Origin of the sequence: Corynebacterium sp. H113 (assembly GCF_037572315.1) — a bacterium.
Lineage (GTDB): Bacteria > Actinomycetota > Actinomycetes > Mycobacteriales > Mycobacteriaceae > Corynebacterium.
Genome location: NZ_JBBHKZ010000003.1, coordinates 18,938 through 32,124 on the forward strand (window position 1 = coordinate 18,938; position 13,187 = coordinate 32,124).

The 13,187-nt window shown below is 55.7% G+C and carries 13 protein-coding genes; 7 read left to right on the plus strand and 6 right to left on the minus strand.

All coding sequences use genetic code 11. From position 1 onward, the window contains the following. Nucleotides 1-29 precede the first annotated feature (29 nt). Nucleotides 30-389: an FKBP-type peptidyl-prolyl cis-trans isomerase gene (locus WG938_RS06660; protein WP_339978937.1), complete on the plus strand. Its 360-nt coding sequence runs from the start codon at nt 30-32 to the stop codon at nt 387-389. Between the two features lie 96 nt (nt 390-485). On the opposite strand, the gene WG938_RS06665 is transcribed toward WG938_RS06660, so the two are convergent. Next, nucleotides 486-1,976: a carboxyl transferase domain-containing protein gene (locus tag WG938_RS06665; protein ID WP_339978940.1), complete on the minus strand. Its 1,491-nt coding sequence runs from the start codon at nt 1,974-1,976 to the stop codon at nt 486-488. Between the two features lie 108 nt (nt 1,977-2,084). Here WG938_RS06665 and WG938_RS06670 point away from each other — a divergent pair, with 108 nt between their 5' ends. Further along, on the plus strand, nt 2,085-3,032 hold the full coding sequence (locus tag WG938_RS06670) for a nucleoside hydrolase (protein WP_339978942.1): 948 nt from the start codon (nt 2,085-2,087) through the stop codon (nt 3,030-3,032). Continuing rightward, nucleotides 3,033-4,037 (plus strand): ribokinase, encoded by a 1,005-nt coding sequence (locus WG938_RS06675; protein ID WP_339978943.1) that lies wholly within the window; start codon nt 3,033-3,035, stop codon nt 4,035-4,037. 15 nt (nt 4,038-4,052) lie between these two features. Here the strand turns inward: WG938_RS06675 and WG938_RS06680 are convergent, their stop codons facing one another. From WG938_RS06680 to WG938_RS06695, 4 genes are read right to left on the minus strand one after another with little or no spacing between them, the layout of a single operon-like run. After that, nucleotides 4,053-5,384, minus strand: a complete 1,332-nt coding sequence (locus WG938_RS06680; RefSeq protein ID WP_339978944.1) for an ABC transporter permease — start codon at nt 5,382-5,384, stop codon at nt 4,053-4,055. Next, nucleotides 5,381-6,304 (minus strand): ABC transporter ATP-binding protein, encoded by a 924-nt coding sequence (locus tag WG938_RS06685; RefSeq protein WP_339978947.1) that lies wholly within the window; start codon nt 6,302-6,304, stop codon nt 5,381-5,383. Before WG938_RS06685 ends, WG938_RS06680 begins: the two co-directional genes overlap by 4 nt. 34 nt (nt 6,305-6,338) lie before the next feature. Continuing rightward, the gene (locus WG938_RS06690) at nt 6,339-6,908 is read right to left on the minus strand and encodes a hypothetical protein (RefSeq protein WP_339978950.1); all 570 of its coding nucleotides are present in this window, start codon (nt 6,906-6,908) and stop codon (nt 6,339-6,341) included. A 3-nt stretch (nt 6,909-6,911) separates the two neighbouring features. After that, nucleotides 6,912-7,193, minus strand: coding sequence for a helix-turn-helix transcriptional regulator (locus tag WG938_RS06695; RefSeq protein WP_339978952.1), 282 nt, complete (start codon nt 7,191-7,193; stop codon nt 6,912-6,914). A 166-nt stretch (nt 7,194-7,359) separates the two neighbouring features. Between WG938_RS06695 and WG938_RS06700 the strand changes: the two genes are divergently transcribed. The 4 genes from WG938_RS06700 (at nt 7,360) to WG938_RS06715 (ending at nt 12,986) form a co-directional block, all read left to right on the plus strand. After that, complete coding sequence (locus WG938_RS06700) at nt 7,360-8,133, plus strand: enoyl-CoA hydratase (protein ID WP_339978954.1); 774 nt, start codon at nt 7,360-7,362, stop codon at nt 8,131-8,133. Between the two features lie 17 nt (nt 8,134-8,150). Then, on the plus strand, nt 8,151-10,643 hold the full coding sequence (locus WG938_RS06705; RefSeq protein ID WP_339978957.1) for an HAD-IC family P-type ATPase: 2,493 nt from the start codon (nt 8,151-8,153) through the stop codon (nt 10,641-10,643). A gap of 310 nt (nt 10,644-10,953) precedes the next feature. Beyond that, the gene (locus WG938_RS06710) at nt 10,954-11,331 is read left to right on the plus strand and encodes a DUF485 domain-containing protein (RefSeq protein WP_339978959.1); all 378 of its coding nucleotides are present in this window, start codon (nt 10,954-10,956) and stop codon (nt 11,329-11,331) included. Nucleotides 11,332-11,333: 2 nt separating this feature from the next. Further along, a complete protein-coding gene (locus WG938_RS06715) occupies nt 11,334-12,986 on the plus strand; it encodes a solute symporter family protein (RefSeq protein WP_339978961.1) in 1,653 nt (550 codons plus the stop codon). A 13-nt stretch (nt 12,987-12,999) separates the two neighbouring features. Here the strand turns inward: WG938_RS06715 and WG938_RS06720 are convergent, their stop codons facing one another. Continuing rightward, complete coding sequence (locus WG938_RS06720; protein ID WP_339978963.1) at nt 13,000-13,143, minus strand: hypothetical protein; 144 nt, start codon at nt 13,141-13,143, stop codon at nt 13,000-13,002. Between the last annotated feature and the right edge of the window lie 44 nt (nt 13,144-13,187).

Consider the following 13,187-nt stretch of genomic DNA (forward strand, 5'->3'; position numbering starts at 1 on the left):
GACCAACCTCACTTCAAGGAGAGACAATAATGTCGAAGCCTGAACTTGGCCCAAAGTCCGGTCCCGCCCCAACAGAATTGGTTATCAACGACATCACCGTGGGTGATGGAGCAGAAGCTACCCCAGGTGCACGAGTTGAGGTCCACTACGTCGGTGTTGATTTCGAAACCGGCGCAGAGTTTGACTCTTCCTGGAACCGCGGTCAGTCCATCGAATTCCCACTGAATGGCCTTATTGCTGGCTGGCAGGAAGGAATTCCAGGTATGAAGGTTGGCGGTCGTCGCGAGCTGATTTGCCCACCAGAGAAGGCATACGGCCCAGCTGGGGCTGGCCACTTCCTGTCCGGCAAGACCCTGGTATTCGTTATCGACCTGCTGGATGTCAAGTAACAGCTACGCAGCGTTTCGCTATCGAGCGATCAATCGATAGGAAAGGCACCTTCTCCGCCATCGGAGAAGGTGCCTTTGTTGTTGGAGGAGTATTGATTAGGCGTCGTCGCCGAGCGCGAAACTACGGTAATGAGCAAAACGCTGGTCGCGACCGACCCGCTCAGGTGCAGTTTCGAGTGTCCAAAGAGCATGCTCGATGGCTTGGAGAGCGCGGTTTGGTAGCGCTTGGAGATCGCTCGGTTCTTCGATGATCTGGTCAATGACACCGGTGGTGAGCAGCGCTTCGGCAGAAACGCCCTGCTCTTCCATCATCTCTGGAGCATGGTCGGTATCGCGATAGATAATGGCAGACGCGCCCTCCGGAGGAAGCGGAGACAACCAGGCATCATGCATAGCCATTGCGCGGTCGGCAGGAAGCAGTGCTAGTGCACCTCCGCCGCAGCCTTGGCCAAGGATGAGGGACACGGTAGGTACCCTAACGTCGAGAAGCGTGGTCAGGGTACGAGCGATCTCACCCGCCATTGCGTTCTCCTCTGCGTACTGAGTCAATTCGGCGCCTGCAGTATCAATGACGGTGACGACGGGAATCGCCAAACTTTCCGCTAAGCGAATTGCTCGCTGAGCGAAACGAAGCGACGATGGACCCATCGGATCCTGCCCGAGAGGTGGCTGGTTATGTCGATCTTGCGCAATGAGGATAACGGGGCGCTCACCGATGCGCGCAAGACGAGCTTGAATGGCTAGGCCACGGTGGCCATCGCCCGTCCCGGACAGTGGCACAGAACGATCGATGAGTGCCTCAATAATGGCGCCGCCACCTGGGCGGGCCACATCCCGGGTGCGGAGGATTGCTTCCCAGGTATCTCGACCTTCGAGTTCCACCACTGCAACTGGCTTTGGTTCGGATGGTTCCTTGTTAGTGGTCAGAATATCGATGGTTCTGCGAACTGAGCCACGGAGCTCTTCTGGTGAGATCACGCCGTCGATAATTCCGTGCTCAAACAAGTTCTCGGAGGTCTGGACACCGTCGGGCATTGGCACGCCAGTGGTCAATTCAACGACACGGGGGCCGAGAAAACCTAGCAGTGCTTCTGGTTCTGCGAAGGTGAAGTGTCCCGAGGAACCCCATGACGCCATCACGCCACCCGTGGTGGGGTTTCGCAGGTACACGAGGAACGGCAAGTGCTCGTCCTTGTGACGCGCAACTGCCGTCGTAATGGACACCATCATTGCGAAAGCTGGTGTGCCTTCCTGCATTCGAGTGCCACCGGATGTAGGGGAAATGAGAAGCGGTAGGCGTTCCCTCGTCGCGCGTTCAATACCGTGAATAATCCGACGCGCGGTCGCTGCGCCGATAGAGCCGCCGAGGAAACTAAACTCCGAACAAATGAACGCAACGCGCTTGCCTTTGACAGTGCCTTCACCAGTCAAGACGGCTTCGTCAACACCAGTCTTCTGCATTGCGCGGTCAAGCGCCGTACGGTATTCGGCGCTGATATCGCCATGCTCTGGTGGCGTATCCCAACTGATGTAGGAGTCGTGATCGAGGACCGAATGGATGAGTTCCTTGGCGCTTGTGCGTGACATGCCTCCAGGTTAGAAGAGAATCAGTTAATGCGCGTTATCGGGGGTTTCGGGAGCGCAACTACCGTAAAGAGGTGGCGAACCTGGGGAGCGCTGTGAGACCCTGGGCACATGTCGAAGAAGGTAATCCTTGACCTCGATACCGGAATTGATGACTCGCTGGCGTTGGCGTATGCCGTGGGCTCGCCAGAGGTGGAACTCATTGGTGTCACCGGCACGTATGGCAATGTCCTTTTGTCGACGGGCATCATCAACAATCTAGCGCTGCTCGATTTGTTTGGTCGCACGGATGTTCCTGTCTTCCCAGGTATCCCACACTCCAGCACAACCGACTCTTTCGAAGTCCTAGAAATCTCGTCGTTTATTCACGGCGAGAACGGACTCGGTGAAGTTGAGCTGCCAGCTCCCACGCGTCGACCAGAACCGACGATGGCGGTAGATTTCCTCATCGAATCTGTTCGCACGTATGGCGACGACCTGGTGATTGTCCCCACAGGTGCGCTGACGAACATAGCGGCAGCCGTCGCAAAGGATCCGTACTTCGCAGAGAATGCACACCTAGTAATGATGGGCGGTGCATTGACGGTTCCTGGCAATGTGAATCAGTGGACGGAAGCGAATATTAACCAGGATCCGGAAGCAGCAGATGTGGTGTTGCGGAACTGCGCTGACGTCACGATGGTTGGTTTGGATGTTTCTCTGCAAACACTCTTGACCTACAAAGAGACAGCGCAGTGGCGCCACGCAGGTTCGACCGCTGGCACTGCGCTGGCAGATATTGCCGACTATTACATTCGCGCTTACGAAACGACGGCTCCGCACCTGGGTGGTTGTGGTTTGCACGATCCACTTGCGGTGGCAGTTGCTGTTGACCCCACACTTATCGACGTCCTCCCGCACAACATCAAAGTCGATCTGGCGGGGCCTACCCGGGGGCGCACTATCGGTAATGAAGAGCGCCTGAACGATCCGATAAAGAACGTGAAAGTCGCGGTTCGAGTTGACGCTCATCGTTTCCTCATTGAGTTCATGAACCGTATTGGGAAAGTGGTGAATTAAGTGGACGTCGCGAAGCCTGATTCCGCCTCAATTGCGCGTGCACTGAAGCGAATTTCTTCCGCTGACAAGAAGGTATGCGTCGTCGGGTCGGCAAATGCCGATCTCACGGTCATCGTGGATCAGCTGCCACAGCCCGGTCAGACAATTTCCGGTGGCCCCTTGTCGGAGCTCCCAGGTGGGAAATCGGCGAATCAGGCGGTTACCGCGGGCTTGTTAGGAGCTACCGTCGAATTCGTCGGTGCCGTAGGGCAGGACACTAACGGTGACATGCTGTTGGAATCGCTTGGCGACGGAGGGGTTGATACCGACTTCGTCACGAGGGTGGAGACACCGACAGGTACGGCGATGATTGTTGTGGATTCGGCTGCAGAGAATTTCATTGTGCTGTCGCCAGGGGCGAATGGTGACGTTGATGCCGACATGGTGCGTCGTAACGCAGCGGCATTTGACGGCGCTGGCGTTTTGGGACTGTGTTTGGAAGTCGACGATGCAGCGGTGTTGGAAGCCGCCCGGATCGCGCAGGACAACGGCATTCCGGTTGTGTTCAACTTGTCGCCGATTCGGGATGTATCGGACGAATTCCTGAGTCATGTCGATGTACTCATTGTCAATGAACATGAACTTGCCGCGGTGGTAGGCGAGGATGTGGCGACTGCGGCAGTGGATCACGGTGAGTGGTCACAGGCCGCGCAGGCGCTTCGTGGTGACCACGGAATTGCCAATGCAGTGGTGACTGTCGGTAGCCAGGGTTCGGTGGTGTTGTCTGATGACGGTGAGACGATCGTGCCGCCTGTGCCCATCACGGTGAAGGACACAACTGGTTGCGGTGACTCCTATATGGGCACGCTATTGGCATGTCTAGCGGCGGATATGCAGGTCACCGATGCTGCGCAGTTGGCGGCAGTGGTGTCGGCCTATGCTGCCACGGGGACAGGTGCGCAGCGTTCCTACGGAAATGCCGAGGACATTCAACAATTTATTGAAAGCCTCGGCAAGGAGAACTAGCAGGGTGGATTTGCGCTAGCTCTTTTGTCGCACGAGAGCCTTGGTCCAGGTGACGCGTGCTCCGGTATGTAGAACGTTCTGAGGGTAGATGCGTGCTGCCATGAAGAGAACAATGATGCAGGCAATAATGAGGATGCCTGCAGCACCCAGAACTTCGAGGGCACTCATATTTCCGACAGCGTATTGCAATGGCGCAGTGGTAATTGAAACCGGTGGGATCCAAGCGAGAACTCGCATGACTGTCGAATCCAGGAATTGCCAGCCAAACGCCGGGATGTAGATGGTGAGGAGGGACAGCAGCAACACCGGGGTCTGCGCACCTTGGAAGTCCTCCATACGGCTAACCAATGATCCAGCCATGGCATACAACGCGGCAAAGAAGAAGTATCCGAAGATATAGAACGGAATGAGAAGCCCGACGGCTCCCCATGGGATTTCGAAGTCCTTCGCAATTCCCGTCGCAAGGATTGCTACGACACCGCCGAAGAGGATCACGATCAGCATGATCATGCCGGCGATACCAGCGCCGAGGAGTTTGCCGGTGAGCAGATGCAGTGGACGGATAGTAGCCAGCATGATTTCAACGACGCGCGAGGACTTTTCCTCGACGACCGATTGCGCAACTGCTCCGCCGAACATCATGATGCCCATGTAAATCAATCCGATGCCAATGCCGACAACAAGAATCGCGGTGTAATCGATCTCCTTCGATTCGTCGAATACCTTCACATCAATCTGGCCACTGGTAGTTGCGTTCAATACCGCTACAGGATCGCCGCCCTGCTTCGTAATCTCTTCAAACTGCAGTTGGTTCGCTAGAGATTCCTGCAGCATGCCCGGCAGCCATACTGGGGCATCAGCGTTGATCAGCGTCCACGATTGAGGAGTCGCGCCGGGCACGAGAGCAGCGATTGCTTCTTCTTTTTCCAACAAGTCACGAGCGGCTGCTTCGTCGGCAACTGGTGTGAGCTTGATTGGTGACATAGTCATGCCGAAAGCAGCACCGAACTGGGCTGCTGGACCAGCTGCAGCATCCATTTCGGATTCATCCTTCGTTGACTCCTTCGATTTCGCTGCTTGTTCCGCTTGCGCTGCCTGCTTAGTAATCTCCTCGACAGACTGTGCAAAAGGAGCCTCCCCAACAACGGCGACAACCTTTTCCTCGGCAGGGCCGTCGTCACGCGTGAGGTAGGCAGCGACTAAGACACCGCCGACAACGAGCAGCAGGGTTAGCAGCATCGTGATGATGGTGCCCTTCTTCATCAGGTTTCCGCGGAGTTCTCGCTTGGTTACCAGCGAGATTGCGCCCATTGCGGTGTATCCGTCGGCAGATTCGTGGCGTGTCATGACTGAACTACCTCCTGGTACAGCTCGGTCAATGGGACATTGACTGGGCCAAATGAATGAACACGACCAAAGGAGCGAGCCGTGTCGAGCAAAACTTGATCGGTATCAGTTGGGGCGTCATCAGCAAGCGTGACGACGGTCGCGCCATGCTTGTTAATCTCCGAATGCGTGATGCCAGGCAGTGATTCAGCCCAGCCGGCAGGGGCAGCGTCCACGGTGATGCTGAACATGCGTGGACCAATTGCGCGGAGCTCATCAACGGTCCCTTCTGCCAGCATCTTTCCGTCACGAATGATGCCGACGCGGTCGCACAAGCGCTCTACCAAATCGAGCTGGTGAGATGAGAACACGACTGGAACACCGCGATCTGCAAATTGCTTGAGCACCTTAGACATGACGTTCACAGCGATGGGGTCTAGGCCGGAGAACGGCTCGTCGAGAACCAGGATCTTTGGGTCGTGCACCAGTGCTGCCGCAAGCTGCACGCGCTGTTGGTTGCCGAGCGATAGGGTGTCAACCTTGTCGTCTCGACGATCTGTGAGATTGAAGGTGGCGAGTAGCTCATCGACGCGTGAGGATGCAGTTTCCTGATCCATGCCATGAAGTCGGGCAAAATAGATGAGCTGGTCTGCAACCTTTTCCTTTGGGTACAAGCCTCGCTCTTCTGGCATGTACCCAATGGTGCGCCGAAGAGTATCGTTCATTGGCTCGTCGCCGATGCGTACTTCTCCGCCATCGCTGGAGAGTACTCCGAGGGCGATGCGCATAGTTGTGGTTTTACCGGAACCGTTACCTCCGACGAAACCGTAGATTTCGCCTGGTTGGACCGTGAATGACATGCCGTCGAGAACTTTGAGTTCTCCATACGACTTCTTTAACCCGTTGATGATGAGCGGGGCAGAGCGTTCCGAGAAGGGCATGGTGGGCCTCCTTTCGAGTTTCGACATGAGGTTTTCAGTCGATGTCTGTGAGATTCCACGCGATAACTGCCGTGGGGAGTGACGTGATGGTGAGAAAAACAGGAGTAGCGAAAATGCCTACGAGGTAAGGGACTTCCGCAGCCCAGTCCGGACGGACATCCATGAGCCAGACTCCGAAAAAGATGAGCAGGAGCAATCCTGTAAGCCCGAGAAAAAGGCTAACGCGATAAGTAAAGCTCCGCAGTCCCTCTACCTGCTTGCGCTCATATTCATCGAGGCATGCAACAGGCGCGCTATCGATCATGTCGACGGTGATATTGAGCATGATCCACACGACCATGATGGCGAAGGTGCCAAGCATCCACGGCAGCCCAAGCCAAGGCTGGGCGGAGTCAGAGAGAACTCCGACTGCAATGAGTACTGCCGCAAAAAACATGAAGATGACACCAGTTGTCCACAATTTGACGAGCAGACGCCGGCGAGGCTGATTGCGAAAACTGGGCAGCCAGGACGCCGTCTGTGCGCGGCGCTTTAAAAAGTTGCGCTCACGGCGCTGTTCCATTCGTGTGAATACGGTTTCGATGGTGCGGTTAGGGGTGCTCATGGTCTATTCGCCTTCGCTTCCAATAGGGCTGCGGTACAAGGTTGATGACATGGGCGTGAACTCTTCACGAGAGAACACTGCTTCGACAGGCAATTCGAACACTTCGCATATTCGGAAAGCGAGATCGAGGCTCGGGTAGTGATCTCCGCGTTCGAGCGCACCGATGGTTTGTCGGTTTACCTTCACCAGTTCCGCGAGCTGAACTCGACTCATAGCGTGCTCAGCCCGCAACACGGCGATTCGGTTGTAAATCGGACGTTCTGGAGAATTCTTCGGTGGGCTCACACTATCAAGTGTTGCATAAACCCAACAGAGTGACAATATTTCCGATATAACGTTTTGATTACTTGTGTTCACCTGTGGAATGACTGCACGCGACATTGCCTAAAAGTGGGTAGTGGGTGAGGGAACGTCAGTTCGTCGTCAAGATCCGCCCGGTAGCGTATGGAACATGAGCGAAAACGAGATCAGCGAAAACCAGACCGTCGCAGAAACCCGGATTGAAGCGGATGGTCCGATTCTGACTATCACCATCGATCGCGACCACAAGCGAAACTCCCTGACAGCCGATGTTTGTGCGTCGATCGCGGATGCCGTCGAAAAGGCTCCGGAGCGGGAAGAGAATCGCGTCATCGTGATTCGCGGTGAAGGGCGTGCATTCTGTGCTGGCGCTGATCTGTCGGGTTCACACAGCAATGGCGATTTCCATGTGCAGCTTAAGCGCATGCTGAATGCGATCCAGGATTGTCCACTGGTCGTCATCGCTGATGTGCAGGGTGCTGCCGTGGGCGCAGGTATGCAGCTGTCGATGGCCGCTGACCTGCGTGTGGTCGGTGAGCGTGGCTGGTTCATGATTCCACCGGTCAAGCTCGGTATCGCTGTTGACGCGTGGACGATTCGTCGTACCCGTGTGCTTGTCGGTGGTGCGCGTGCGCGCACCATTCTCTTGGCTGCTGAGCGCGTTGACCTGAAGGAAGCTGTCTCTTGTGGTCTCGCTTCCTTCGTTGGCGACTCGCAGAAAACCTTAGAAGTTGCCCGCAATATCGCGTCGTACGCACCACTGAGCCTGGCGTATCACAAGCTGGTTCTGAACGATGACGAAACCAACTTGGATCCGAAGCCGGAGCAGCAAGCGCTCTATGAGCAGGTCTGGGCATCAGAAGATGCAGCTGAAGCTACTAAGGCACGCGCAGAAAAGCGTGACCCGGTGTTCCGAGGAAAGTAGTTCGGCGGTTTCCCCACGTGAGCTCCCGCACTTTCGTCGACACACCTGACGACGACACCGCTTATACAACCCCGTCCTGCGGGCTGACTTCAGCAGAGGTTCAGCAAAGGATTAAGGACGGACACGTTAACGAACTGCCGCCGACGTCCGGGCGAACCGTCGGCCAGATCATTCGTGCCAATGTGTTTACGAGGATCAATGCGATCTTGGCGGTGTTGTTGTCAATCGTATTGTTCACAGGCTCGTGGATCAACGGTGCGTTCGGCCTGCTCATTATTGCGAACTCCATCATCGGCATCATCCAGGAGCTTCGCGCCAAAAGGACCTTGGATAAATTGTCCATCGTTGGCCGAGCTCGGCCACTGGTGATTCGGGATGGCAAGTCCGCAGCAGAAGTCGATAGGGAAGACGTCGTTGTCGATGACCTCATCCAACTGGGGCCGGGCGATCAGGTAGTCGTCGACGGTATCGTGCGCAGCGCGCGTGGCTTGGATGTTGATGAGTCCCCACTGACCGGCGAATCTGTCCCGGTTCACAAATCTGTCGGCGATCCGGTCTATTCCGGCACGCACGTCACGTCGGGAGCAGGAACGTATCAGGCGACGAAAGTCGGTTCGAACGCCTACGCCGCGAAACTCGCTGCCGAAGCTAGCAAATTCACGCTGACTGACTCTGAGCTCTTTCGTGGCATCAACAAGATTCTGAAAGTCATTACCTGGATTCTCATTCCAGTTGGCGCGCTCACTATATATACGCAGTTGTTCCGTGCGGGCAATGATCTGAACGATGCTCTTCTCGGCATGGTGGCGTCGTTGGTCCCCATGATTCCTGAAGGTCTCGTACTCATGACCACCATCGCCTTCGCTATCGGCGTGGTTCGGCTGGGAAAACGTCGCGTTCTCGTCAATGAGCTTCCCGCCATCGAAGGTCTAGCTCGTGTTGACATCGTTTGCGCTGACAAGACCGGAACTCTCACCGAAAATTCCATGCACTTGGGGGAGGTATTGCTTCTCGACGATTCGTCGTCACGCATGCCACACATAGATATGGAAGAAGCGTTGGAGGCGCTCGCGGCGGTCAATGGTGCGGATGAGAGGCCGAACCTGACTGGTGTTGCCATTGCTGAGGGGCTAGCAGAACGAGGAATTGAGCGCCCGGATTGGGTGCTGGTGGATCAAGTGTTCTTCACTTCGGAAAGGAAGTGGGCTGGAGCCAGTTTCGATTGTGGGACCTGGGTGCTGGGTGCGCCTGATGTATTGGTCAGTCCAGGAGCACAGGGTGCGGATGAGGCCGATCGCCTGATGCAGCAGGGGCTGCGAGTGCTGTTGCTTGCGCAATCGGATCGCGCAGTTAGTGAGATTGATGTTTCGGTCGATACTGCTCATATTCGCCCAGTTGCGTTGGTGGTGTTGAAGCAGACTATTCGTCCAGATGCTGAAGAGACGATTCGATACTTCTGGGAAGAAGATGTCGAGGTCAAAGTCATTTCTGGAGACAACGCGGCCAGTGTTGGCGCTGTCGGCCGTGAACTAGGCATTCCTGGTGCTGACCACCCCACGGATGCGCGTGCTTTGCCACCGGCGCACCTGGGCGAGGTTAGCGAAACTGGCGGGGCGACTGAAACATCGCAGGGCGGACTCAACCCAGAGTTCGCCGACGCGATCAATGCAGGTGCTGTTTTTGGTCGCGTCACGGCGGAACAGAAGCGGACAATGGTGTCGGCACTGAAAGATCGCGGTCACGTGGTTGCGATGACTGGCGATGGTGTTAATGATGTTCTCGCACTGAAAGACGCAAACATTGGTGTCGCCATGGGAGCCGGTGCGCCTGCAACGCGATCGGTAGCGCAACTGGTGCTGCTGGACAATGAGTTTGCTGTCCTGCCTCATGTTGTCGCCGAGGGGCGTCGTGTGATCGGCAATATTGAACGCGTCGCAAACTTATTTCTTACTAAGACGATCTACTCGGTGGTGTTGGCGCTCGCAGTCGGTCTTATTGGCTATGAGTATCCGTTTCAGCCGATTCACGTGACTGTGACGGGCTGGTTCACCATCGGAATTCCTGCGTTTATTCTTTCGTTAGCGCCGAATCACGAACGTGCTCGCCCTGGTTTTGCAACGAGGGTGTTCAGGCTTGCACTGCCTGCGGGCCTCGTCGTAGGGCTGTTTACGTTCGGTTTTTGGCTCTGGGTTTACCCGGGAGCAGGCGGTGCTGATTCTGTCGTGGGCCCGGCAGCGACAGCGACGTTGGTCGTCTTGATTATGACGGCGTTTTGGGTCTTGGCCGTGGTCTCTCGGCCATATCAGTGGTGGAAGATCGCGTTGCTAGCAACGGCTATCAGCGCTTATTGCATCATCTTCTTGGTGCCACCGATTGCGACTGCACTGCAGTTGTATCCACTGCCAATGTCATTGCTGGTGCCAGCGCTACTCACTGGCATTACTGGCGCATCGGTCATTGAAATGATTTGGCAATGGGGTCGAATTCGTGCGCTGCGCGACCCGTCGTAACAGCTTTTGCCACACAGGCAACACATTCGGTTAACCGCAATTAACTGTTTATCTACCCCTATGGGGGTAACCGTGTTAGTTTGTGATTTTCCGGGTGAGCAGGACTTATGTGTGTTCTGTGAACTTCCTTAATGTCACCTGTAGCGAAGTAGTTAACAACCCTGGTGTGTTGCATGTAACTTTATGCCCGAACATCAATCAATGTGGTGTGCAGCACACCGCCTTGAACATGTGAGGTGTTTCATTAACTGCCCGAGATATCGAGCGGTTAACAATTGTCCATAACTGCTACTCCGGAAAGGGGCACCCTGTGTCCGCAACTCCTGCGCCGGCCAGCCGGCACAAGCCCACCGCGGCTGAGTACCGTTACGTCGAAGACAGCGCTCAGTTCGTTGAACTGCGCAAGACCTTTCGTAACTTCACCATCCCTCTGACTATTGCGGGTCTGGTGTGGTACGTCGGCTTCGTACTCGTCGCAACGTTCATGCCTGATCTCATGGCGACTTCTGTGTTTGGTTCTGTGAACCTGGGTATCCTCCTGGGAATCGCACAGTTCATCACCACGTTCGCTATTACCTGGTGGTACATCAGCTTCGCTAACAACAAGCTTGAGCCACTTCAGTCCGAAATTCGCGATGCCATGGAAACTGGCGCAATCGCGGAGAAGCTCTCGAAGGGCGGTAAGTAAAAATGCGTGACATCGCTTTGTTGGCCCAAGAGGGCGAGGGTGTTGGCAACCCGGTTCTGAACATTGCCATTTTCGTAGCCTTTATCGTTGTCACGATGGTTATCGTGACCCGCGTTGGTAAGGGTGGCAATAAGGGTGCATCTGATTTCTACACCGGTGGTGCACAGTTCTCCGGTACTCAGAATGGCCTGGCAATTGCTGGTGACTACCTGTCGGCAGCTTCCTTCCTCGGTATCGTCGGCGCAATTGCGCTGACCGGTTACGACGGATTCCTTTACTCCATCGGCTTCTTCGTTGCGTGGTTGGTTGCACTTCTGCTCGTTGCGGAACCATTGCGTAACGTCGGTAAGTTCACGATGGCTGACGTGCTGTCCTTCCGTTTGAAGCAGAAGCCAGTCCGTACCGCTGCTGCTATCTCCACGCTGGCAGTGACCCTGTTCTACCTGATTGCTCAGATGGCGGGCGCTGGCTCGCTTGTTGCTGTTCTTCTGAACATCACGGACAGCACTCAGCAGGCGATTGTTGTTGCTGTAGTGGGCATCATCATGGTTGCTTACGTTCTGGTTGGTGGCATGAAGGGCACCACCTATGTTCAGATGATTAAGGCAGTGCTCCTCGTGGGCGCAGTCATCCTCATGGCAATCGTCGTGTTCTTCAAGGTCAAGGGTGGCATGTCTACGCTGTTCGACGCAGCAGTTGCTACCCACCAGGGTTCTGCCGCAATGGCGGAGTCCGGCTACCAGGCAAAGGACATCCTGGCTCCGGGCTTGAAGTACGGTGCAACTCTGACCTCGAAGATTGACTTCCTGTCGCTGGGTCTTGCTCTGGTTCTTGGTACTGCTGGTCTGCCACACGTTCTCATGCGCTTCTACACCGTGCCAACGGCTAAAGAAGCACGAAAGTCTGTTACCTGGGCAATCATCTTGATCGGTGGCTTCTACCTGCTGACCCTGATCCTCGGCTACGGTGCTGCTGCGCTGGTTGGTCCGGACCGCATCCTTGCAGCTCCAGGTGGCGCTAACGCTGCTGCTCCGCTGCTGGCATTCGAACTCGGTGGCTCCATCGCAATGGCAGTGATCTCCGCAGTTGCATTCGCAACCGTTCTGGCTGTTGTTGCTGGTCTTGCAATCACTGCATCTGCTTCCGTTGGCCAGGACCTCTACCAGGCTGTTATCCGTAACGGTGAGGCAACTGAAGAAGAGCAGGTTCGCGTTTCCCGTATCACTGTTGTGGTACTAGGTATTGCAGCGATCGTGCTTGGCATCCTGGCGATGAGCCAGAACGTCGCCTTCCTGGTTGCACTTGCATTCGCAGTTGCTGCTTCCGCAAACCTGCCAACGATTCTGCTGTCGCTGTTCTGGCGTCGCTTCAACACGACGGGTGCAGTTGCATCGATGTACACCGGTGTCATCGTGGCCCTGGTTCTGATCGTTCTGTCCCCGGCAGTGTCTGGTTCCGAATCGTCCATGATTCCAGGCGCGGACTTCTCGCTATTCCCGCTGTCTAACCCAGGCATCGTGTCGATCCCACTTGCATTCCTCGCAGGCATCATCGGCTCGTTCGTCGGCAAGCCAGACCACATGGAAGACCTCGCTGCAGAGATGGAAGTTCGTTCCCTCACCGGTGTTGGTACCGAAGCAGCAGTCGACCACTAAGACTGGCGAAAATTTAATAAACACCCACATGCTGTAGATCGCACTCGCCGCCGCACGAGTCGGCTGCGAGTGGGTCTGTATTGACGCCCCGCTTGGCCGGCATGATTCTTTCCATATCGAAAGGAATCATGTCAGCAAGCGGGGCGTTATCGTTCATGGCGGGATAGAGTGGGATGCCGAAAGGCATTCACTAGAGGAGGA